The sequence below is a fragment of the Cryobacterium ruanii genome (assembly GCF_004404055.1).
Lineage (GTDB): Bacteria > Actinomycetota > Actinomycetes > Actinomycetales > Microbacteriaceae > Cryobacterium > Cryobacterium ruanii.
The window spans coordinates 45,415-66,950 of sequence record NZ_SOHK01000020.1; the positions used below are offsets into that span (position 1 = coordinate 45,415).

General features: G+C 66.5%; 18 protein-coding genes and 1 rRNA gene. 7 read left to right on the top strand and 12 right to left on the bottom strand.

Annotated features, from left to right (window positions below):
• Positions 1-65 precede the first annotated feature (65 nt).
• The 4 genes from E3T47_RS13690 to E3T47_RS13705 all read right to left on the bottom strand — a co-directional run bounded on the left by E3T47_RS13690 (position 66) and on the right by E3T47_RS13705 (position 4,215).
• Positions 66-1,559, bottom strand: a complete 1,494-nt coding sequence (locus E3T47_RS13690) for a sensor histidine kinase (protein WP_134556607.1) — start codon at positions 1,557-1,559, stop codon at positions 66-68.
• 446 nt (positions 1,560-2,005) lie between these two features.
• A complete protein-coding gene (locus E3T47_RS13695; protein WP_134556608.1) occupies positions 2,006-2,932 on the bottom strand; it encodes a regulator in 927 nt (308 codons plus the stop codon).
• Positions 2,929-3,564 carry a hypothetical protein gene (locus tag E3T47_RS13700; RefSeq protein WP_134556609.1) on the bottom strand — a complete coding sequence of 212 codons (636 nt, stop codon included), beginning with the start codon at positions 3,562-3,564 and terminating at the stop codon, positions 2,929-2,931. Before E3T47_RS13700 ends, E3T47_RS13695 begins: the two co-directional genes overlap by 4 nt.
• 51 nt (positions 3,565-3,615) lie before the next feature.
• Complete coding sequence (locus tag E3T47_RS13705; protein WP_134556610.1) at positions 3,616-4,215, bottom strand: hypothetical protein; 600 nt, start codon at positions 4,213-4,215, stop codon at positions 3,616-3,618.
• Between the two features lie 132 nt (positions 4,216-4,347).
• Between E3T47_RS13705 and E3T47_RS13710 the strand changes: the two genes are divergently transcribed.
• Complete coding sequence (locus E3T47_RS13710) at positions 4,348-4,776, top strand: Rv3235 family protein (protein WP_134556611.1); 429 nt, start codon at positions 4,348-4,350, stop codon at positions 4,774-4,776.
• Between the two features lie 93 nt (positions 4,777-4,869).
• Here E3T47_RS13710 and secA read toward each other — a convergent pair whose 3' ends face one another.
• The 6 genes from secA to mtrA all read right to left on the bottom strand — a co-directional run bounded on the left by secA (position 4,870) and on the right by mtrA (position 13,478).
• Positions 4,870-7,677, bottom strand: a complete 2,808-nt coding sequence (gene secA, locus E3T47_RS13715; RefSeq protein WP_134556612.1) for a preprotein translocase subunit SecA — start codon at positions 7,675-7,677, stop codon at positions 4,870-4,872.
• A gap of 137 nt (positions 7,678-7,814) precedes the next feature.
• Positions 7,815-8,519, bottom strand: a complete 705-nt coding sequence (gene hpf / locus E3T47_RS13720) for a ribosome hibernation-promoting factor, HPF/YfiA family (protein ID WP_134556613.1) — start codon at positions 8,517-8,519, stop codon at positions 7,815-7,817.
• A gap of 122 nt (positions 8,520-8,641) precedes the next feature.
• Positions 8,642-9,316: a ComF family protein gene (locus tag E3T47_RS13725; RefSeq protein WP_134556614.1), complete on the bottom strand. Its 675-nt coding sequence runs from the start codon at positions 9,314-9,316 to the stop codon at positions 8,642-8,644.
• 96 nt (positions 9,317-9,412) lie between these two features.
• Complete coding sequence (locus E3T47_RS13730; protein WP_134556615.1) at positions 9,413-11,107, bottom strand: LpqB family beta-propeller domain-containing protein; 1,695 nt, start codon at positions 11,105-11,107, stop codon at positions 9,413-9,415.
• Positions 11,100-12,740: an MtrAB system histidine kinase MtrB gene (gene mtrB, locus E3T47_RS13735; RefSeq protein ID WP_174844683.1), complete on the bottom strand. Its 1,641-nt coding sequence runs from the start codon at positions 12,738-12,740 to the stop codon at positions 11,100-11,102. Before mtrB ends, E3T47_RS13730 begins: the two co-directional genes overlap by 8 nt.
• A 57-nt stretch (positions 12,741-12,797) precedes the next feature.
• Positions 12,798-13,478 carry an MtrAB system response regulator MtrA gene (mtrA, locus tag E3T47_RS13740; RefSeq protein WP_134556616.1) on the bottom strand — a complete coding sequence of 227 codons (681 nt, stop codon included), beginning with the start codon at positions 13,476-13,478 and terminating at the stop codon, positions 12,798-12,800.
• Between the two features lie 154 nt (positions 13,479-13,632).
• Here mtrA and E3T47_RS13745 point away from each other — a divergent pair, with 154 nt between their 5' ends.
• The 5 genes from E3T47_RS13745 to E3T47_RS13765 are packed head-to-tail and all read left to right on the top strand — an operon-like array spanning position 13,633 to position 19,214.
• The gene (locus E3T47_RS13745; RefSeq protein ID WP_134556617.1) at positions 13,633-14,796 is read left to right on the top strand and encodes a DUF7847 domain-containing protein; all 1,164 of its coding nucleotides are present in this window, start codon (positions 13,633-13,635) and stop codon (positions 14,794-14,796) included.
• Positions 14,793-15,509, top strand: coding sequence for a DUF4129 domain-containing protein (locus E3T47_RS13750; RefSeq protein ID WP_134556618.1), 717 nt, complete (start codon positions 14,793-14,795; stop codon positions 15,507-15,509). Before E3T47_RS13745 ends, E3T47_RS13750 begins: the two co-directional genes overlap by 4 nt.
• On the top strand, positions 15,506-16,897 hold the full coding sequence (locus E3T47_RS13755) for a DUF4350 domain-containing protein (protein WP_174844684.1): 1,392 nt from the start codon (positions 15,506-15,508) through the stop codon (positions 16,895-16,897). The genes E3T47_RS13750 and E3T47_RS13755 overlap by 4 nt, the downstream gene beginning before the upstream one ends.
• The gene (locus E3T47_RS13760) at positions 16,894-17,904 is read left to right on the top strand and encodes an AAA family ATPase (protein ID WP_134556619.1); all 1,011 of its coding nucleotides are present in this window, start codon (positions 16,894-16,896) and stop codon (positions 17,902-17,904) included. The genes E3T47_RS13755 and E3T47_RS13760 overlap by 4 nt, the downstream gene beginning before the upstream one ends.
• Positions 17,905-17,906: 2 nt before the next feature.
• Positions 17,907-19,214, top strand: a complete 1,308-nt coding sequence (locus tag E3T47_RS13765; protein ID WP_134556620.1) for a DUF58 domain-containing protein — start codon at positions 17,907-17,909, stop codon at positions 19,212-19,214.
• A 1-nt stretch (position 19,215) separates the two neighbouring features.
• On the opposite strand, the gene E3T47_RS13770 is transcribed toward E3T47_RS13765, so the two are convergent.
• The gene (locus E3T47_RS13770) at positions 19,216-20,211 is read right to left on the bottom strand and encodes a stage II sporulation protein M (protein WP_134556621.1); all 996 of its coding nucleotides are present in this window, start codon (positions 20,209-20,211) and stop codon (positions 19,216-19,218) included.
• 17 nt (positions 20,212-20,228) lie between these two features.
• Here E3T47_RS13770 and E3T47_RS13775 point away from each other — a divergent pair, with 17 nt between their 5' ends.
• A complete protein-coding gene (locus E3T47_RS13775) occupies positions 20,229-21,080 on the top strand; it encodes an RDD family protein (protein ID WP_134556622.1) in 852 nt (283 codons plus the stop codon).
• 338 nt (positions 21,081-21,418) lie between these two features.
• Here the strand turns inward: E3T47_RS13775 and rrf are convergent.
• Positions 21,419-21,535: ribosomal RNA gene (rrf, locus tag E3T47_RS13780) — 5S ribosomal RNA — on the bottom strand.
• Position 21,536: the final 1 nt, after the last annotated feature.

The following is a 21,536-nucleotide window of genomic DNA, read 5'->3' on the forward strand; positions in this document are numbered from 1 at the left end:
GTGGGCCACGTCTAAAAACTGAGCCCTCGTTTCGGTTCCGGGTTCCATCCAGAAGAAAGCGGGGGCTAGCCTTCCTGCATGAACCGCAGGGGGATCTCGATCGTGACCTCGGTGCCGCTGCCCATCATGGTGTGCCAGTCGATGGTGCCGCCGAGTTCACCCTGAATGAGCGTGCGCACGATCTGCGTGCCGAGGCCCGAGCCGACCTTGCCCTCTGGCAGACCGGCGCCGGTGTCACGCACCATCACGGTGAGGGTCTCATCGCTGCGCTGGGCCTCGATCGATACCTCGCCCTCACGCCCCGCGAGACCGTGCTCGACCGCGTTGGTCACGAGTTCGGTCAGCACGAGGGCGAGCGGAGTCGCATAGGCGCTCGGCAGCGTGCCGAAGCTTCCAAAGGACTTCGGGTGCACGGTCGTATTGTGAGCGGATGCGACCTCCACCGTCAGCAGCAGCACCCGTTCGAACACGGCGTCGAAGTCGACGATCTGGCTGAGCCCCTCCGACAGGGTGTCGTGCACGACAGCGATGGCCGCGACCCGCCGCATCGCCTGGGTCAGCGCCTCGCGCGCCCGATCAGATTGGGTCCGCCTCGCCTGGATGCGCAGCAGTGACGCCACGGTCTGCAGGTTGTTCTTGACCCGGTGGTGGATTTCCCGGATGGTGGCATCCTTGGTGATCAGTTCGCGTTCCTGATGCCGCAGTTCGGTGACGTCACGCGACAGAATAATGGCACCGACCCGTTCGCCGCGATTACGGATGGGAATCGCCCGCAGCGACACTGTCACCCCGCGCGCTTCAATGTCGGTGCGCCACGGCGCGCGTCCCGTGACCACGAGGGGCAGGGACTCGTCGACGACGGCGGTGCCGGTGAGCAGGCCCGTGGTGACTTCGGCGAGCGATTCGCCCTCGAGTTCCTCAGCGAAGCCCATGCGGTTGAACGCGGAGAGAGCATTGGGGCTGGCAAAGGTGGTCAGGCCGTCTCCGGAGAGCCGCAGCAGGCCGTCCGACGCGCGCGGGGCACCGCGGCGCGGTCCGGTCGGGGCGCCAAGGTCGGGAAAGTCGCCGGAGGCGATCATGGCGAACAGGTCGTTCGCGCAGTCGTTGAACGTGAGCTCCTGGCGGCTCGGCGTGCGCGCCTCGCTTAGATTGGTGTGGCGGGTAAGCACCGCCACGGGGGTAGGCGCCACTTCGGAACCGGTCGTGCTCAGGCGACGCAGCACCGGAATGGCACGCACCCGGGTAGGAGTCTCCTCGTACCAGTCGGGAGCGTCACGGTCGACGATCTTCGCGGTCTCAAAGGCTTCGGTGACCTGGTTGCGCCACTCGGCCTTGATGTGCTGGCCGACGAAATCCCGATAGAACAGGGTGGCCGCACTCGACGGGCGCGCGTGCGCGACCGCGACGAAGCCGCCGGAGGTCGTCGGAACCCACACCACCATGTCTGCGAAGGCAAGATCGGCCAGCAGCTGACCATCCGCGACGAGCATGTGCAGCCAGTCCACATCTTCCGCGCTGCTGCGGCCCTGGGCAAGTACGAGATCACTGAGAGTCGACACCCTCACTAGCCTAGATCCCCGCACGCACCCACAACGCCCGCTGTGGTTACGCCACGACATTGGATCCATGATGTGCTCAGGCAGACTGTGATCAGGCATACTCTCGATGTCGGGCCTCAGAGTGCCGGGACGGTTCTGCGCCTCCAGCGAAGCAACCGCCGGTGCGGCTCTGGTTCCGGCTCGGGCAGGAGTACCGTGTGAACAAAACGACGGATGCTGACACGAGCTGGGGACTTCGGGCTCGAATCGCGTAACGTCAGTCCCGACTGTCGGGCTCGGTCGAGTGCGGTCTGGTCGTGCGGGACCAGGATCGATGCGTGGCTGCTGCCCAGTCTGAGCAGCGCGGATGCTATCTGCCGTCGCGGATTGGGCCCGACGGCGCTCGCGCGCACCTGATTGATGACGATGCTGGCCGAACCTCCATCCCTGACCTGGGCGAGGTCGATCTACGCGTGCAGAAACCGTGTCAGGCCAACCGGGTCAGCAAGCCCACAGGCGACGACATGATCGGCCGCCCGCAGGGCTGCGATGGTGGCCGCGTTGCGGCGGGGAGCCATCAGGTCGCTGCTTAGCTCTTCGTCGGTCTCCAGATTGAACCCGGTGTCCACCACCACGTAGTCCACCCAACGCCGCAGTGCATCGATGGTGCGGGCCACTCGTTCGGTCGATAGCTCGGGCCAGCGCGATGGTCGACCGAGGCCGGTGAGAACCCAGAAGGCACCCCGGGGCGAGTTGTAGCGTTGCGCAATGCGCTCGAGTTCTGACTGGTTGAGGCTGTCACTCCCGGCCAGCCGGCACGCGGCCGCAAAGCCCGGTGCCTCGTCGATCATGCCAAGGTTCGGCGCGATCGAGGCGCTGTAGGTGTCGACGTCGGCCAAGACCACGGTGTGGCCGGCTGCGGCGATTTCCGCGGCGATGTTGATGGCGAGGGTCGTGCGCCCGGGAGCGCCGGACGGCCCCCACACCGCGATCACGGAACCGGTGTTGAGCGCGCCGCCGGTGAAATGCCGCTCCCCCACACGTAAGGGAATGACGACGCCCGACACGAGCAGGTCCTCAATCTCCGACCAGTTGCAGGGGATCGCGACCGTTTCGTGGAGGCCGAGCGAGCCGGCGTGACGCCGCTCCTGTTCCGTCGCAGTGACGGCGACCACCTTGATTCCGCGATCGTCGCAGGCCAGGATCAACTGGCCGGTCAAGGATTCCCGTCGGCCGCTCACCACGACGACGTGCGGCTGCCCGTGGGAGAGGGTATCCAGAAATTCCCGGGCGGTGTCAACGCGCGTGACCACGCTGTGACCACAGTCGATGATGTCGGCGAGCATGTTTTGTTCGGTGGCCCGGTCCAGCACGAGCGCGATCCGGGCCATCATGACCCCGCCGGGGCGTTCACGGGCACGATCGCGAGGGCGTCCCCGTTCATGATCGCTTCGAGCACGGCGCCCACGTTTCCCTTCGGCACGAGCATCTCGACCGATTGGCCGTTGTCTGCGGCGATGATGCCGGTCGGTTCGACGATCCGCACGACGACGGCTTGCCCCACGAGAATCGTCGGCGGCGCGAATTCACTCGGCCCGGCAGCTCGCGCGGACCAGATATCAACGAGGGAGCCTGCCGAGATGGACAGGGCCAGTCGACCGGGAACATCGACGACGACACTGGTCACGTCGCTTCCCGACGAGTCCCCGACCGCCGATCGGGCCACGAGTTCCCCGGCCAGAATCGTTTGAGTGACGAGCAGCCCGTCCTTTAGGTCGGGTGCGGGCACGAGGTACAAATCGGCGGCGCCACCGAGCTGCACACGGCTTTCAACGAGGTCGGTCGGCTGGAGCTGGTCGCCGACGATCAGCGTATGCCGTGCGGTGTAGACCGCCGTGGTGCGATCGCTGCCGGCAACAATCGCCCCGACTCCCGCGATCGAAGCGACGACGAGCACCAGACCGATGACGAATCGAGGGTCGACCCAGAATTGGCGGCGGGTGCGTGTGGGACGGGGTGTTTTCATCCGTTGCCTCGTTTGTCGGAATCAGGTAGCTGGTTGGGGGCTGATCGAGCTCTAGCGCAGCCGAACGACATGAATCTGCCATAACGCTACGAGGCGGTAGTGCAGAATCTCGGGCGTGCGGCGAAAGGTTCCAAGCGGATGCACGGCCAGATCGAGGTGGTCACGCGCCACCCGGTCGATGGTGCCGGTCAGGACACCGCCGTAGGTGTCGAGCTCCAGGGTGCGCCTTTTTCGGCACAGGGTTCGCAACACAAAAGGAAACCCATAGCGTTCGGTCTGCTTGGCGGTCGACTCGGACTCGACGGAGAGGGAGGCCAGGATCTGCTCCTCAGTGAGCAGCACGGCAGCGATGGCCGACAAGGGAATCACACACTCAACGCGCTTGCTGTCGGCGCCCAGCAGGTCGGCCGCAAGCCAGTCCAGCCCGAGCGTCGTCGGTCGCAGCGTAAGGGTCTCACCGGTGACGAGCACCACGCTCAGCCGCAGCGTGCCGCCCAGACCGACGGACCGCAGTACGCTGCTCAGCCGAGTGCGCATGGAGACCTGTTCCAGGCGCTGGCGTTCCTTCTGCAGGCGCAAGCCAGTGGCCTCGGAGTGCAACTCGCGTTCGAGTTGCCCTTCGAGGTCATCAAACAGATCATCCCAGCGCACAGGTTGAAAATAGCCGACGCCGGGCCTTCCCGCACGCGTTCTGCACAGGGTCTTTAAGCGCTCGACAGCCGGGGCACAAGGCTGGTTGGGTATGGCGCCACAAGAGTTGCACGGTCGATGCCTGGAGGAACGATGACGTTACCCAAAAACAAGGACTTGCTCGCCCGTCAACATCACGCGGACGAGCACAACCGGGACCCGCAGCCGACCCACCCCGTACTCCGGCCCGAGGTGAACCCCACGCTGCGGATCCTCGCCCTCCGCACCGTCGAGGTCATTGCCGGTGCCAGGGACCTTGAACAGCTCGCGCGCTGGGTGACCGACGACGTTTACGCCCGCCTGCAGATTCGGGTTACGATCGCGGCGCGGGCTCGAGCCGTCACGGGAATGGTCGCCGAACGGCCGCGACTGTGGATCGACCACGTCACGGTCGCGCCGACCGAGAACGACGGTTATGACGCCGTTATCCTGGTCCACGACCGGCGCCGACCGCACGTCGTCTGTTTAAAGCTGGAAGGCCGGGGACCGCGCTGGCTGGCCACCGTCCTCGTCGTGATGTGAGATGGAGCAGCGCCTTCGCCGACGGATGCCTGCAGGCGAAACGCGCGCCCACGGATGGACGCGCGTTACCGTTACCGGGCAGAATTTCAGCGGTTAGGTGGTCTTTTTGCCCTGGGCGCGGCGCTCAGCACGGTTCACCGGGGCGGCTCCCTCGGTTTTCTGCCCGAACGCTCCGCGCTGGGTCGGGCCGGTGGCTTCGGCCGGCTCATCTTCGCTCGACGCGACCGTGGCCGAGCGCCTGGCCCGGTCGGTGGCGGCCTGCTGAATCTGGCCGCGCTGGTTGCGCACTTCGACCCCACCGGAATCGCTCGGGGCGGTGTAGCTGAGCTTCTCCTCGCCGGCGTCGGCCGGGGCGAGCCCCTTGGCCGCGACGACCGGACCGGCGACGGCACCGGCACCGGCCGTCACCTCGACGTCGAGGTTGAAGAGGAACCCGACGGTCTCCTCACGAATCTGGCCCATCATCTGCTGGAACATGGCGAAACCCTCGCGCTGGTATTCCACCAGTGGGTCACGCTGCGCCATGGCGCGCAGCCCGATGCCGTCTTTGAGGTAGTCCATCTCGTAGAGGTGGTCGCGCCAGCGACGATCGATCACCGAGAGCACAACCCGGCGTTCTAGCTCCCGCATCGCGGGCGCACCGAGCGACTCTTCGCGGCGCGAGTAGGCGAGTTTGGCGTCGGAGAGGATCTCACGCCGCATGAAATCGCGGTTGATCTTGCCCTTGTCGCCGGCTTCGGAGACGACCTCGTCGATGGTCAGTCCCACTGGGTAGAGGGTTTTGAGTTCGGTCCACATGGCGTCGAAGTCCCAGTCGTCGCCGTTGCCGTCGCCGGCGTGCACGTCGAGCACTTCGTCGATGACATTGGTGAGGAAGGTCTGGGTGCGCTCGTGCAGGTCGTCACCCTCGAGAATGTGGCGGCGGTCACCGTAGATGGCCTCGCGCTGACGATTGAGCACGTCGTCATACTTGAGCACGTTCTTGCGGATCTCGGCGTTGCGGCCCTCGACCTGCGACTGGGCGCTGCGGATGGCGCGGCTGACGACCTTTGATTCGATCGCCATATCGTCCGGCACACCCTGGCGGCCCATGAGGGCCTCGGCGGCACCGGCGTTGAACAGGCGCATGAGGTCGTCGGTGAGCGACAGGTAGAACCGGCTCTCGCCCGGGTCGCCTTGACGCCCGCTGCGTCCGCGCAGCTGGTTGTCGATGCGGCGTGACTCGTGTCGTTCGGTGCCGAGCACGTAGAGTCCGCCGGCGGCGATGACTTTCTCGGCCTCGTCGAAGACGTCGGCCTTCACCGCGGTGAACACGTCGTCCCAGGCGAGCTCATACTCATCGGGGGTTTCGACCGGGCTGAGGCCCTTGGCGTTCATCTCCGCGACGGCGAGGAATTCGGCGTTGCCGCCGAGCATCACGTCGGTACCACGACCGGCCATGTTGGTAGCGACGGTGACCGAACCGAGTCGGCCGGCCTGCGCGACGATCGCGGCTTCCCGGGCGTGGTTCTTGGCGTTGAGCACCTCGTGGCGCACGCCCTTCTTGGCGAGCAGACGCGACAGGTATTCGCTCTTCTCGACGCTCGTCGTGCCGACCAGAACCGGCTGGCCGGCTTCGTGGCGCTCGACGATGTCTTCGACGACCTGACGAAACTTGGATTCTTCATTCTTGTAGATCAGGTCGGACTGGTCGATGCGCTGCATCGGCTTGTTGGTGGGAATGGCCACGACACCGAGCTTGTAGGTGCTCATGAACTCGGCGGCTTCGGTCTCGGCCGTTCCGGTCATGCCGGAGATTTTCGAGTACAAGCGGAAATAGTTCTGCAGGGTGACGGTGGCAAGGGTCTGGTTCTCAGCCTTGACGGCGACACCCTCCTTCGCCTCGATGGCCTGATGGATGCCCTCGTTGTAGCGGCGTCCCATGAGGATACGGCCGGTGTGCTCGTCCACGATGAGCACCTCGCCGTTCATGACCACATAGTCTTTGTCTTTCTTGAACAGGGCGTTGGCCTTGATGGCGTTGTTCAGGAAGGAGATCAGCGGCGTGTTGGCCGATTCGTAGAGATTGTCGATGCCCAGGTAATCTTCGACTTTTTCGATGCCGGGTTCGAGCACGCCGATCGTGCGCTTCTTCTCGTCGACTTCGAAATCCTCGTCGGTGATGAGGCGCTTGGCCAGGCTTGCGAACTCGTTGAACCAGCGGTTTGCTTCGCCCGACGCCGGTCCGGAGATGATCAACGGGGTTCGCGCCTCGTCGATGAGGATCGAGTCGACCTCGTCGACGATGGCGAAGTAGTGTCCGCGCTGCACCATGTCGCTGGCCTGCCATGCCATGTTGTCGCGCAGGTAGTCAAAACCGAACTCGTTGTTGGTGCCATAGGTGATGTCGGCCGCATACATTTCGCGACGCTGCGCAGGGGTCTGACCGGAGAGGATACATCCGGTCGTCATGCCGAGGGCGCGAAAGACGCGACCCATGAGCTCGCTCTGGTAGCTCGCCAGGTAGTCGTTGACCGTGATGACGTGCACGCCCCGGCTGCTGATCGCGTTGAGGTACGCGGCTGTGGTGGCGACGAGGGTCTTGCCCTCACCGGTCTTCATCTCGGCGATGTTTCCGAGGTGCAGGGCTGCTCCGCCCATGAGCTGCACGTCGAAATGACGCAGACCGAGGGTGCGGATGCTGGCCTCGCGCACGGCTGCGAAAGCCTCCGGCAGCAGGTCATCGAGCGATTCGCCGTTGGAATACCGTTCCCGCAGGGTGACGGTCTCGTTCTTCAGCTCTTCGTCGGTGAGCTCATGGAAGTCCTCTTCCAGGGCGTTGATAGCTTTCGCATAGTTATCCAGGCGGCGCAGAACGCGGCCTTCACCAACACGAAGAACCTTTTCAAGAATTGACGCCACGAATGTACTCCACTAGTCAAACGGTGCAGACACGCGCTGCAGCAGCCCAATCGGACTGTCGCAGCGCACGCCCGCGCCTCTCGTCTGGCAGATGCCAGAGCACCGACCTGGTCGGCGGCTAAGGCAATGCTAGTTGGTCAGTTGGCACGCCCGCTGGCAACGGGCATAGCCTCCTGCAGCTCACCGACCGAACCGTCGAGTTCGATGACTCCGTAGTCCCAGCCCTTGCGGCGGTAGACCACGCTCGGGCGCTTGGTCTCGACGTCCTGGAACAGGTAGAAGTCGTGGCCGACGAGCTCCATGAAGTAGAGGGCATCGTCGACGGACATGGGGGCCGCCGCGAAGACCTTACGACGGATGACGACAGGGCAATAGTCTTCCTCTTCGGCGGCAGCCGGAGCATCCGCTTGCACGATGGGAATCGCACCGGTGCGCACCCGTTCGAGCGTCTCGGGGTTGGCCGGCGTGATGTCGATGACGCTGAAACCGACCGAGGAAGCCTCGTGCAGCGAGGTGGGACGGTGGGCGCCGCCGCGATGCACCTTCTTGCGGTCCTTGGCGCGGCGAACCCGCTCGAGCAGACGACCAAGTGCCACATCAAAAGCAGCGTACTTGTCGGACCCGTCAGCTTCGGCCCGCACCAACGGCCCTTTGCCGATCAGGGTGAGTTCGACCCGATCGTTGCCGACAGCCGCGCCGTTCTTCTCATGGTGCCGACTGACTTTGATCTCGAGCGCGAGGGCCTTCTCGGCGAGGAGGGCGATTTTCTCGGCCTTCTCCGTCGCGTAATCCCGGAAACGATCAGTAATCCCAAGGTTGCGTCCGACGATGTTAGTTTCCATGACGACCTCCAGTTTGGCGGACCGCCCTCAAACTGGGCGATCAATGCGCGCCTTTGTCTCCACCGTAGCCGTGAGAGTCAGATAAGTCACAGAATTTGTCGATCAGTTTGCCCGGATTGCGACTACCGGGGCAGCAGACGGCGTGTTTCTGCCAGTGCCGCGAGGCCGACGACGATGCCGCCGGCAGCGAACACGGCGCGCCGCGCCTCGAGCAGGGTTGCGCCGGTGGTCACGATGTCGTCGACGAGAATGATCCGTACCTGGTCGAGCGGCCGCCTCGCAACGAGGGTGTTGCACTTGTTCGCGGCACGCTCCGCTCGGTTGAGGCCGACCTGGTCGACGGGCTCCCCGTGCTGCGCGAGCGCCGGGAACGGGTGCAGCCCGGCGCGGCGCAGCAGGGCATCGACCGGGTGATGCCCGCGCACGCGCCAGGCCCGCCGTGACGAGGGAACAGTGACGAGTTGAATGCCCGCTGGAGGTCCGTTCAGGCTCGGTACAGCTGCGAGCGCGGCCACGATGGCCGCTCGCAGCGGCGCGGCGAGCGCGGCGGCGGCATCCGTTCGCCCGCCGTCTTTGTACGCGGCGATCGCGTGGCGGGCCACCCCCTCGTAGGTCAGGGCCGCCCAGACGAGGGCATCGTCGCGGGTGACCGGGTGCACGGCGGGGAGCAGGGCCAGCCGGCAGCTGGTGCACAGTGCGCGGTCGAGGGCACCGCAGCCGCTGCACTCGGTCGGCAGCACGACCGCCCAGGCGTCCAGGCTCGCGGCGGCCAGTCGATCGCGCAGCAGTCGGTTCATTGGGCCAGTGTGCGCCCTGCTACCGGCTCGTACCGCCCGAGCCTGGAAACGGTGCAGAAGCGGGCCGTGACGCGTCCTAGGGAGGAAGCCGTCCGGCTAACCGCCGATGCCCTGCTGGGTGGCGAGCAGGGTCACGTCGCCGATGCGGGCCTGCCAGCCCGCTCCGCGCTGCACCTCGAGGCTTCCGGTGTCGGTGAGGACGCGCAGGTCGCGCACCGAGTTGCTGCCGACGATGTACCGGCTGCTCGCGGGGGATTCCAGAACAGAGCTGACACCGCCGATTTCTTGCGCGACGATGCGCGCCTCCCCGGTCGGCAGGATGCTAAGCGACGCGACCGTCAGTTCGTCTATCCAGGTCGCGTCGAGGCCGACCCCGCCGCCCGATGCCAGCAGCACTGGCGCGCCGATGCCGGCCGGGGCTCCCCCCGTGCGGCTGATAGACGCGACGACGAATCGGGTCTCCGACCCGGTGCCGAGCAGAGCAATCAGCCGGGCGCCGTCCCGCGAGATTTTCAGAGCCGTGATCGACGTGGCTTCGGGCCACGGTGTCGGCAGCACTGTTGCTTCCCCCGCGGGGCTATAGACGACCAGGGCGGTCGGATCGTTCGACGGCACCGACCATACGAAGCGTTCGTTGTCCATCGACGGCGCGATGAGCCCCGCTCGCGAATCGAGCAATTGGGGTTCGCCACCGTCGCGCACCATATAAACGCCGTCGTTGGTGAGCACGGCTGCCGACCCCTGACCCGATGACAGCGTCACCGCGGTCGGGGCCAGCTGGGCAATGGTGTCAGATAGTCCGTCCAGCGGTGTGACGCTCTCCCCCGTGGCGGCGAGAAAACCAAACTCCTGGCCGCGCAGCACGAGCGCCCGGGCATCCACGCGCGGATCGACGATCGGAGCAGCGGTCTCCAGGTCATCGATGGCCTGGGAATTCTGGTCGATGGTGATATCGACCGTCAGACCGGCCGGCAGGCTCGCAGAGAGCTGCGCTTTCATGCGCTGCAAGGTTTGCCGGTCGGCGTTGAGTGCTTCGCTGTTCAGGTCGACCATAGCCTGGCGCCCTACGACCTGCACGGCATCGGCCGTGAGCTTGGAGCCTTCCGGGAATGCCGTGGTCACGGCTCCGTTCAACCAGGCGCTCGGTCCGTTCAGGACGGCGTTGACGAGTTTGGTAGGAGCGGATGCCCCACGAGGGAACCAGCGCAGGTCCGGTACCAGAAACAGAAAGCCCGGATCGTAGAAGTAGACGGGCTGGGCGCTGAAGACGTCATTGAACGTGTTCTCGTCGATCACCGTGCCGTTCGGCGCCGCGCTGATGCGCCACTGGCCACCGATCTGCGTGAATTCGTAGCGCAACGGAACCGGGCTCGCGTCGACTTCGCGATACTCGCCGGTTTGATCGACTTCAGCGATCGGCGTGACCGCTACGAGGGTGGTGCCGTCGTCGACGACGGTCATGGTGCGCCCGGAGCCGTTGTCGACGGTGACCCCGGCGGTGGGATCCCAACTGGATCGAAACGCCGGGGCCAGGAACTGGCGGGCGATGTCATAGTTGTTCTCGGGGCTCGAGGAGGCATCGATGAAGCCGCGCAAAATGGAATCCGTCGAGGCACCCTCTTGCGGCAGCGCCGGCAAAAAGACCGGGGCTGGATTGTCGTCAGGGGCAATGTCATTACCGGCGTGCACCACGCCAGCGCGCGGGATGCCAGTGCAGCCGCCGAGACCGACGGCGAAGCTGACGGCTAGCAGCAGGGCCGCACCGACCCGCCAGGACCTGCGACTACGCATGCTGGGCTCCGCCTACTCCGGGGACATGGCCGGCCTCGCCGAGCGCGGCCGCCGCGTCGTCGGGCGGCAATGGGATGGGCGACGATTCGAGTACGGCTCCCGCCAGGCGCGGCAGGGTCAGCCGAAAACACGACCCTTCGCCCGGACTCGACCAGACCTGCAGCCAGCCATTGTGCACGCTCGCGTCTTCGCGGGAGATGGCCAGCCCGAGTCCAGTGCCGCCGATCGTGCGTTGGCGTGACGGATCGGCCCGCCAGAATCGGTCGAAGACGTGCGCCACCTCGGCCTGGCTCATGCCGAGGCCGTAGTCACGCACGGCGAGCGCGACCGCCTTCGCATCGCTGTCGACCGACACCACGACGGGTTTACCCTCACCGTGCTCGATAGCGTTGCCGATGAGGTTGTGCAGCACCCGGCGGATGCGCCGCGGATCGACGTCAGCGTTCAGATACCCGCCCGGCGCCACCAGCTGCAGGTCACTGCCTTTGGACTCAGCGAGGGAACGCAGGCTGTCGATCGCGTCTTCGGCCAGGTAGACCAGGTTGGTCGGCTCGCTCTCGAGTTTTACCGATCCGGCGTCGTAGCGGCTTATTTCGAGCAGATCGCTCAGCAGCAACTCGAATCGCTCGACCTGGGTGTGCAGCAGCTCAGCGGTGCGGCCGGTGGCCGGCGGAAAACTCGCCCGCTGGTCGTACAGCACGTCACCGGCCAAGCGGATGGTCGTCAGCGGCGTGCGCAGTTCGTGCGAGACATCCGACACAAACCGTTGTTGCACCTCAGACAGGTCGGCGAGTTCACGAATCTGGCTCTGCAGGCTGTCTGCCATGCCGTTAAAGGAACGGGCGAGCGTGGCGATGACATCTTCGCCCTTCTCCGGAATGCGCACCTCGAGGTCACCGGAGGCGAGTTTCTGGCTCGTCTCGGCGGCGACTCGCAGCGGTGTGACGACGAAGCGCACGACGATCCAGGACACGGCGCCGATCAACAGCACGAGGGCGACGCCGGCCACCCCGAGGGTCTGTTGCACGAAGAGAAGCGTCGCCTCCGCGTCTTGCAGGCTGTACGCGATGTAAAGCTCGTAGCGGCCGGCCACCGGAACCGTGATCTGCGACCCGACCACGATGCCGGGTACGGTCGTGGATTCGTCGCCGACAAGGGTGACCGACTGCCAGAACTGGTCACCGTTGTTGGCCTGCACCTCGGTGCGCAGGTCGGTGCCGATCACGCCGGTGGACTGCCCGAAAGTCGACGAATCGAGCGGCGCAACGGTCGAAGAGTCCTGGCCGGGCACCCGCAGCACGGCGACCAGCCGGCTGGACGAGGTGGCGGAGATCGAGGTGCGGGCCGAACTGAGCAGGTTTTGCACCTGCACCCGGTCCGTGGCATCGGAGGAATCGAACAGGCTTTGCGCGGCACCGGTCGCGCGGTCTGATTCGAGCAATACCTGGCTGAGCCGGGATTGAAACAGGTCGTTGCCGATACTGACCGACATGTACACGCCCACGACGAGAATCGCCACCCCGGAGAGGGCGACCGAGATCGTCACCGTGCGAAATTGCAGGGATGAACGCCACGACGCGCGTACCAGCCGGGGCCAGTTACGCGGCCGTCGCCAATAGGTCAGCTGTCGCACGGTGCGGCCAACCGTTTCTGCGGGGGTCGCCAGGCGGTCATGTGCGGTTCCGGCTCGCTAGCTGACCGTGCCGGCACGGTAGCCGACGCCGCGCACCGTCGTGACGATCCGGGGATTGTCGGGGTCGTGCTCGACCTTGGCGCGCAGTCGCTGCACGTGCACGTTCACTAGCCGGGTGTCGGCCTTGTAGTGGTAACCCCACACCTGTTCCAGCAGCATTTCCCGGGTGAAGACCTGCTGGGGTTTGGAGGCGAGCGCGAGCAGCAGGTCGAATTCGAGCGGGGTGAGGTTGATCGCGACCGTGCCGCGGGTGACCTCGTGGCCGACCGCGTTGACGACGAGGTCACCGATGTGCAGGGCCAGTGCGCCGTCCGCCGCCGGAGGGCGCAGCCGAGTGCGGATTCGCGCGACAAGTTCTTTCGGGTTGAACGGCTTGACCATGTAGTCGTCGGCCCCGGACTCGAGCCCCTTGACCACGTCGGTGGTGTCGGACCGGGCGGTAAGCATGATGATCGGCACCCCCGATTCGGCGCGGATCAGACGGCAGACCTCGATACCGTCGAGGCCGGGCAGCATGAGGTCGAGCAGCACCAGGTCGGGCTTCTCGGTGCGAAACGTTTCGAGGGCGAGCGATCCATCGGCACAGTAGCCCGGATTGAAGCCCTCGCCTTGCAAAACGATGCCGATCATCTCGGACAGGGCGGTGTCGTCATCGATCACCAAAATGCGTGCGTTCATGGGTCTCTCTCCAGAACATTCTCGTGGTGTGTTCTGATTGTGCGCTCAGCAGATTGCCCGATGAGTAGGGCAAAGTCTGACATAAGAGTAGCCGAGCGCGCTGACAGAGTGCCTGCGAGCGCATTTCTCGATCGACCTGTGCCAGCATGGAACGGTGACAGACCTCTGGCAAGCCCCCGATGCCCCCGTTCCTCCCCGCTCTGGAAACTTTACTGCGCCCGCTACTCCGTATCAGGGCGCACAGTATCAGGGCAGTTCCTACCAGAGCAGTGACCCGGGGCAGGGCTGGGCGCCTCCGCCTAAGCCGGGATTGATTCCGCTGCGGCCGATCGGGTTCGGCACGCTGCTCGGCGCGTCGTTCCAGGTGTTGCGCCGCAATCCGAAGGCCACCTTCGGCAGCGGCCTCATCGTGCAGGCAGCGATCATGCTCGTCACCGTTGTCATCGTCGGGCTCGTCACGTTCTGGGCGCTCGACCGCATCGACAGCGCTCCGCTCGACCAGCGGGATGCCGTCACCGCCGGATCGGTGCTGGCTGGCGCGCTGTCCTTGATCATTCCCGTGGCGCTGTCACTCATTGCCTCTGCGCTGCTGCAGGCCGTCATCGTCGTCGAGGTGGCCCGCGCAACCCTCGGGGAGAAACTGCGGCTCGGCACCCTGTGGCGCCGGGCGGCGACCCGCCTCTGGCCGCTAACCCTGTGGACCCTGCTTCTGACTGTCGCGTTACTCATCGGCGTGGCCGTGATTGCCGGCATCGTCGTGCTGTTGGTCAGCGTCGGCGATGTCGCCGGCATCGTCGCCGGGGTGCTGGTCGGCGTCTTCGGCGCCCTGCTGCTCGCGGCGGTGAGCGCTTTCATGTACACCAAGACCAGTGCCGTTCCGAGCTTGATCGTGCTGGAGAAGCTGGGCGTGCGGGCATCCGTTATTCGGTCCTGGTCGCTGACTCGCGGCTATTTCTGGCGCACCCTCGGCGTGCTGTTGCTGGTCGGCCTGATCGTGCAGGTGATCAGCCAGATCGTCACCACTCCGATCTCGTTATTGTTCGGTGTGGGCACCGTGCTCGTCGACCCGACCGGCGCGTTCGCCGAGCAGTCGACGATACTCAGCGTGGTCGTCAGCCTGATCATCGCCATTCCGGTGGCGGCGGTTGCGGCCGTGGTGCAGTCGGCGGCCGTCGCGCTGGTCTACCTCGACCTGCGCATGCGCAAGGAGGGCCTCGATCTGGAGCTGGTTCGCTACGTCGAGTCGACGGCGCAGGGTGGCAACGTATCCGACCCGTACCTGGCGCCAGCCGAGTCCGGCGGATACCCGGCCGGATGATCGAGTTGAGCCCGGCGCAGCCCGGACCGGTGGTCGGGTGGAAGATTTTCGGTGTGTCGGCTGACGTACCGGTGACTCCCAATGCGCCGGACGCCCGCCAGTGGTTGCGTGAGGAACTCGCCAAGGCTCCCTACGAAGCGGCCAGGCCGACCTGGTTCGACCGTGCTTCCCAGGGTTTTCTGGACTGGATCAACTCGCTCGCTGTCAGCGGTGACGGCAGCCTGGCGGACTGGTTGCCGGTTGTCGCGGTCGTTCTCATACTCGCGGCCCTCGTGGCCGGCTGGCTGCTCTTCGGCGCTCCCCGGCTGGCTCGGCGACGCCGGTCCGGCAGCGACCTGTTCGGCACGATCGATCAACGCAGCAGCGCCGAGATGCGCACAGCGGCCGACGCTGCGGCCAGTCAAGGCGACTGGAGCCTCGCCTGCGAGGAGATCTTTCGCTCTCTGGCCAGGGGCCTCGCGGAGCGAACTGTGCTCGTAGGTCAGCCCGGCACGACCGCGCACGACTTCGCCGCACGGGCCCGGCTGGTTTTTCCGTCGAGTGGCCCGGCCCTGGCCTCGGCAGCAGACACCTTCGACCGGGTGCGCTATCTCGAGCAGGCTGGAACCGAGCCCGACTACCTCGCCCTGGCCGCGCTCGAGGCCGCTGTGCGTGCCGCGTCACCCGCGGTCCTCGCGCCGCCGGTCGGGTCGTCTGACGCGGGCCGACCATGAGTGTGACACCCACAACGGATGCCGCTGCCCGCGACAGCAGAGCGGGCAACGGCGCGGCCGATGGGACTGGCGGGACTGTCGGGACTGTCGGGACTGTCGGGACTGCCGGCAGTTCAGGCGGCGGTGCCCCGTTCGTGACGACCGTGGCGACGCCGACCCTGCGGGCGTTTCTGCGCCGCTCCTCGTTCTGGGTGATCGCCGCCGGCTGTGTCATGGTCATCGCAATTGTCACCGCGCTCGTTTCGGGCGCCAGTAACGCGGCCGGCCGGGCGCTGGCCGGTGACAACCCCGCTCCGGCTGGTTCGATGGCGCTCGTGGAGGTACTCCGTCAGCAGGGTGTCACCGTGACCCTGGCCGGCTCCCTGGCGGAGGTTCGTAGCGCCGTCGGCGCGAATTCGACCGTGCTCCTGTACGACGAAAACAGCTACCTCGACGGTGACCAGCTGGCCGAGCTGGCCGATCTCGCTGCGCGCACCGTCGTCGTCGCACCGGATTTTCTGGCCCTCCAGGCGCTGGCCCCGACCGTGGGCTTCGGCGGCGTCTCCGACGCCTCATCGATATCGGCTGGCTGCTCCCTGCCGGCCGCTGATCGGGCCGAGGAGCTACTGCCGGGCGGGGACACCCTCTCGATCCCGCTGGGCGGGGATCCGCTCGTCACCGGCTGTTTCGCCACCAGCACCGACACTTTTTCCCTGGTTCAGGTGGAGAACGCAACGACCGGCCGCCTCGTCTCGCTCGTGCCCGACGCGCGGGTGTTCAACAACGAGAACGTGACCGGCTACGGAAACGCGGCGCTCACCCTCGGACTGCTCGGGGACAGCGACTCGCTGGTCTGGTATCTGCCGACGCTGGCCGACCTCCCCCGCACCGGGCCGCCGTCCCTCGCCGAATTAACGCCCGGCTGGGTCACCCCCGTGGCCGTGCTGCTCTTGCTCGTCGCTGTCGCCGCCGCGTTCTGGCGGGGCCGCCGGTTCGGACCGCTCGTAGCCGAGAACCTGCCGGTCACGGTGAAGGCGAGCGAGACCATGGAGGGCCGGGCCCGGCTCTACGCGCGCAGCAACGCCCGACTGCGGGCGCTCGACGCCCTGCGCATCGGCGCCGTGCAACGCCTCGCCCGAGCGGTCGGCGTCGGCCGCCTCGCTCAACTGGAGGAGGTCATCGGCTCGGTCGCCCAGATCACCGGCAGCGCGCCGAACGAGGTGCGGCGAGTGCTGGTCGACGCGATTCCGCACTCCGACGCGCAGCTGATGGCGCTTTCCGACGCCCTCCAGGCCCTCGAACAGGCGACCGGCCGGGCCGTTATGGCCGGAATTGTGCCTGCTGCCGCGGCGGCGGCATCCGCTTCCCGTGAATTTTCACCCCCTCCAGCCGAGAGAATGGACCCATGACGACTTCCGCCACCCCCACCGATCTGATCAACCCGGCCTCTGCCGGCGCAGCGGATGCCGCCGCGCTGCGGGCCGCGCTCAACCGGGTGCGCACAGAGGTCGGCAAGGCCGTCGTCGGGCAGGACGGCGCGGTGACCGGGCTGATCATCGCGCTGCTCGCGCGTGGTCACGTGCTGCTCGAGGGTGTGCCCGGCGTTGCCAAGACACTTCTGGTGCGCACGCTCAGCCACGCGTTGAGCCTCGACACCAAGCGAATTCAGTTCACGCCCGACCTGATGCCCGGGGACGTGACCGGGTCGCTCATCTACGACGCCCGTGCAGGCGAGTTCGAGTTTCGCAAAGGCCCGGTGTTCACGAACATCATGTTGGCCGACGAGATCAACCGCACACCGCCGAAGACACAATCAGCGCTGCTCGAAGCGATGGAGGAGCGGCAGGTCAGCGTCGATGGCGAGTCGCTGACGCTGCCGGAGCCGTTCATCGTGGCCGCGACCATGAACCCGATCGAATACGAGGGAACCTACACGCTGCCCGAGGCGCAGCTCGACCGGTTCCTGCTCAAGCTTGTGCTCGAGGTTCCCGCGCGTACCGATGAGATCGAGGTTTTGCGCCGCCACGCGGCCGGTTTCAACCCGCGCGACCTGGCCGGGGCCGGTGTGGGCGCGGTGCTCGGCGCGGCCGAACTCGCCGCGGCCCAGGCGGCAGTCTCTCACGTCGGGTCGAGCGCTGATGTGCTCGCCTACATCGTCGACCTGGCCCGCGCCACGCGCACGAGTCCCTCGGTCAAGCTCGGTGTCAGCCCCCGCGGAACGACCGCGCTGCTCGCCGCTACCAAGGCGTGGGCCTGGCTGAGCGGCTACGACTCGATCACCCCCGACCACGTGCAGGCGATGGCGCTGCCGGTCTGGCGACACCGCGTGCAGCTGCGCCCGGAAGCCGAACTCGAGGGTGTTTCGGTCGATGCAATTTTACGCGGCGTGTTGCAGCAGGTTCAGGTTCCGATCTAACAATGACCTTCAGCGGACGCTTTGTCCTTTTCGCCGCCCTCGGCGTGGTGCCCATCGTCGTGTTTGGGCCCAACGCTCTGGCGGCTACCGGCGTGCTCCTGATCTGGCTCGTGTTCGTTCTCGTGCTCGGCGGCCTCGACCTCGCGCTGGCGGCCTCGCCGCGCGCCGTGACGGTCGAGCGGATGCTGCCCGCCCGCGTTCGCCTCGGCGAATCCATCACAAGCGAGTTGTACCTGACCAACACCGGGCGCCGGCGCCTCGTCGGCGTGGTGAGAGACGCCTGGCAGCCGTCGGCGGGGGCCGGACGCAATCGCAGCCGGGTCGCTATTCCACCCGGCGAACGACGGCTCGTCTCGCTCACGCTCACCCCGTTCCGTCGCGGGGAACGCCGGGTCGAACAGGTGACGGTGCGCACGCGCGGACCCCTGGGTCTGTGGAACCGCCAGGCGACACTCAACGCGCCGGGGCGCATCCGAGTGTTACCGCCGTTCCACGCCCGCAGACACCTGCCCTCGCGCATAGCACGGCTCAAGGAACTCGACGGGCGCACGAGCGTGATGGTGCGCGGGCCGGGCACCGAGTTCGACTCGCTGCGCGAATATGTGCGCGGTGACGACGTGCGCTCAATCGACTGGCGGGCGACTGCGCGGCGTAACGATGTGATGGTGCGCACCTGGCGGCCGGAACGGGATCGCCGCGTCGTCATTTTGCTCGACACCGGGCGCACTTCGGCCGCACGGGTGAACAACGAGCCGCGGCTGGACACCGCCTTCGAGGCCGCCCTGCTGCTCGCGGCGCTCACCTCGGTCGCCGGCGACCGGGTGGATTTTCTCGCCTTCGACCGCCGGGTGCGGGGCCGGCTGCAGGGTGCGAGCGGCGCCGGACTGCTCTCGCAGATGGTCGATTCGATGGCCATGATCGATCCGGAACTTATCGAAATGGACTGGGCGGCGGTTCCCGGGCAGCTGCGTTCCATCACGAGCCAGCACGCCCTGGTCGTGGTGCTCACGTCGATCGACGCCGCGGGTGCGTCGACCGGGCTACTCTCGGTGCTGCCGCAGCTCACTAAACGCCATACGGTGGTCGTGGCTTCCGTGCTCGACCCCGCCACCGTGCTCGCCGCGGCCACCCGCGGCGGACGCGACGAGATCTACCGCGCGGCGGCCGCTGAACGGGCCCTGCTCGACGTGGCGCGCGTGTCGGCCGCCATCCGCCAGCTGGGAGCGGATGTTGTCACCGCCTCCCCCGCGCAACTTCCGCCGGCCCTGGCCGACCGGTACATTGCGTTGAAGGCTGCCGGAAGGCTCTGACTCAGGCCCCGTAGATTCTCGTGCTGCCCGCTTCGAATTCGCTGAGGTCCCCGGTCTCGCCGGCGCGAGCAGCGCGGCCGCCGAGGACGATCATGTAGGTCAGGAACGCAGCCAGCGCCACGGCACCGATGCCGATCTTGATCGGCCACGGCCACGGCTGGGAGGTGACGAAGCCCTCGATGATTCCCGAGACCAGCAGCACGAAGACGAGGCCGATGGCCACCGTGAACAGCGCCCGGCCGTCTTCGGCGAGTGCCTGCCCCCGGGTGCGAGCTCCGGGGGCGATCCAGGCCCAGAAGATGAGCAGGCCGCCGGCCGCTGCGACGAAGATGGCCGTGAGCTCGAGCAGCCCGTGCGGGGCGATGTAGAAAAAGAAGACGTCGCCCTTGTCGTAGGCGAACATGATCGCGGCGGTCGTGCCGAGGCTCATGGCGTTTTGCAGAATAATGAAGGGCACGTACACGCCGACAATGCCGAAGGCGATGCACTGCGCCGCGATCCAAGCGTTGTTGGTCCAGACGAAACCGGTGAACGAGGCTGCCGGACTCGAGGAGTAGTAGCCGACGAAGTCCTCGTTGGCCACCTGCGCGAGTTGGGCATCCGTTCCAAGATTGGCCAGCACCCGCGGATCGTTGTAGGCCCAGACGGCGTACAACCCGGCTACGACGAAGGTGACGACGGCAACGGCGAGGGTGAGCCAGCGCAGCCGGTACAGCGCCGCAGGCAGCTGCGCGACGAAGAAGCGCGGAATCTGGGCGAGCACGTTGGCACTCACTCCGGTGAACCGCAGCCGTGCCCGGGAGAGGCCGACCGACAGGCGGTCGCCCTCCAGAGTCGAGCCGGCAGCCGACTTGATGGCGGAGAGCTGCGTGGCGCCGGCCTGATAGCGCTCAATGAGCTCGTCGGACTGGGCACCACTCAGACGCCGCCGGGCACCGAGCTCGGTCAGGCGGTCCCAGTCGGCGCGATGCGCTGCCGTGTATGCGTCTAGATCCATCTGATTCAATAGTAGACATGAAGGAGACCGCGCGTCCCACCGCAGCTTTCGACCTGAGCCAGGGCGACGAACTCGTCACCGGTGAGGCGGTCGCGCTCGACGTGCGGCCGGCCAGCGTCATTCTGCGCGCCGCCGGCTCGATCATCGACACCGTGGCCTATGTGGCGCTGTACCTGCTGATTCTGCTCGCATTCTTTCTGAGCCTCGCAGAATCCACCGACTCGGCGCTCACCCAGGCGGTCTCGATTGCCGCACTGGTCTTCGCCCTGCTCGTCGTGCCCGTGCTGGTGGAGACGCTCACCCACGGCCGGTCGCTAGGCAAGCTCGCCATCGGCGCTCGCATCGTCCGCGACGACGGCGGGGCGATCTCCCTGCGACATGCGTTCATCCGGGCACTGACCGGCGTGCTCGAAATCATCATGACCCTTGGCGGCCTCGCCGCCACCACGGCCTTGCTCAACGGGCGGTCCAAGCGCCTCGGCGACCTGCTCGCCGGCACCTACAGCCAACACGAACGCGTCCCGCGCAACAAGGCAGTACCGCGCCCTCTGCCTGAAGCGTTACTCGTTTGGTCACAGACCGTGGATATCGCCCGCCTGCCCGACCGGCTTGCCCGCCGCGTCGCCCAGTACCTGCGCCAGTCGTCACACCTGACGCCGCTCACGCGCGAACGAATGGGCCAGTCTTTAGCCGCCGAGGTCACGCCGTTCGTCTTCCCGCTCCCCGACGCGCCCGCCGAGTTCTTTCTGGTCGGAGTCGCCGCCGTACGCCGCGAACGGGAGTACACCGCGCTCCTGCTCGAGCGCGAGCGCCTTGCTCGCCTCACTCCGGTACTGACCGGTCTCCCCCACGGTTTTCCCAACCGCTGATTGCACGTGGAGTGCGTGGCGTTCATCGCTGCCGGGCCCTTAGCCACAAGCCGAAGCGCTCAATAGCGCACGCAAACGGGCCGCCGGCCGGGCAGACCGCCACACCTGTGCAAACGGATGCCACCAGTACGCCAGCCGCCCACGCCGCCGAGCAGTCGCCTACACCACGTTGCAATTGACAGCCTGCGCGGCCCCCGCAAAGACATGGGCCGTCCCGCAGCATTCAACTAACGACGAAAGGCCACACACAATGTGTGTGGCCTTTCTCCGGCTTTCGCGTGCACGTGTTAACGCAGAAAGGCCACCCGGAGGGTGGCCTTTCTGGTTTTTCAAGTTGAGTCCGGCGGTGTCCTACTCTCCCACAGGGTCCCCCCTGCAGTACCATCGGCGCTGAGAGTCTTAGCTTCCGGGTTCGGAATGTGACCGGGCGTTTCCCTCTCGCTATAGCCGCCGAAA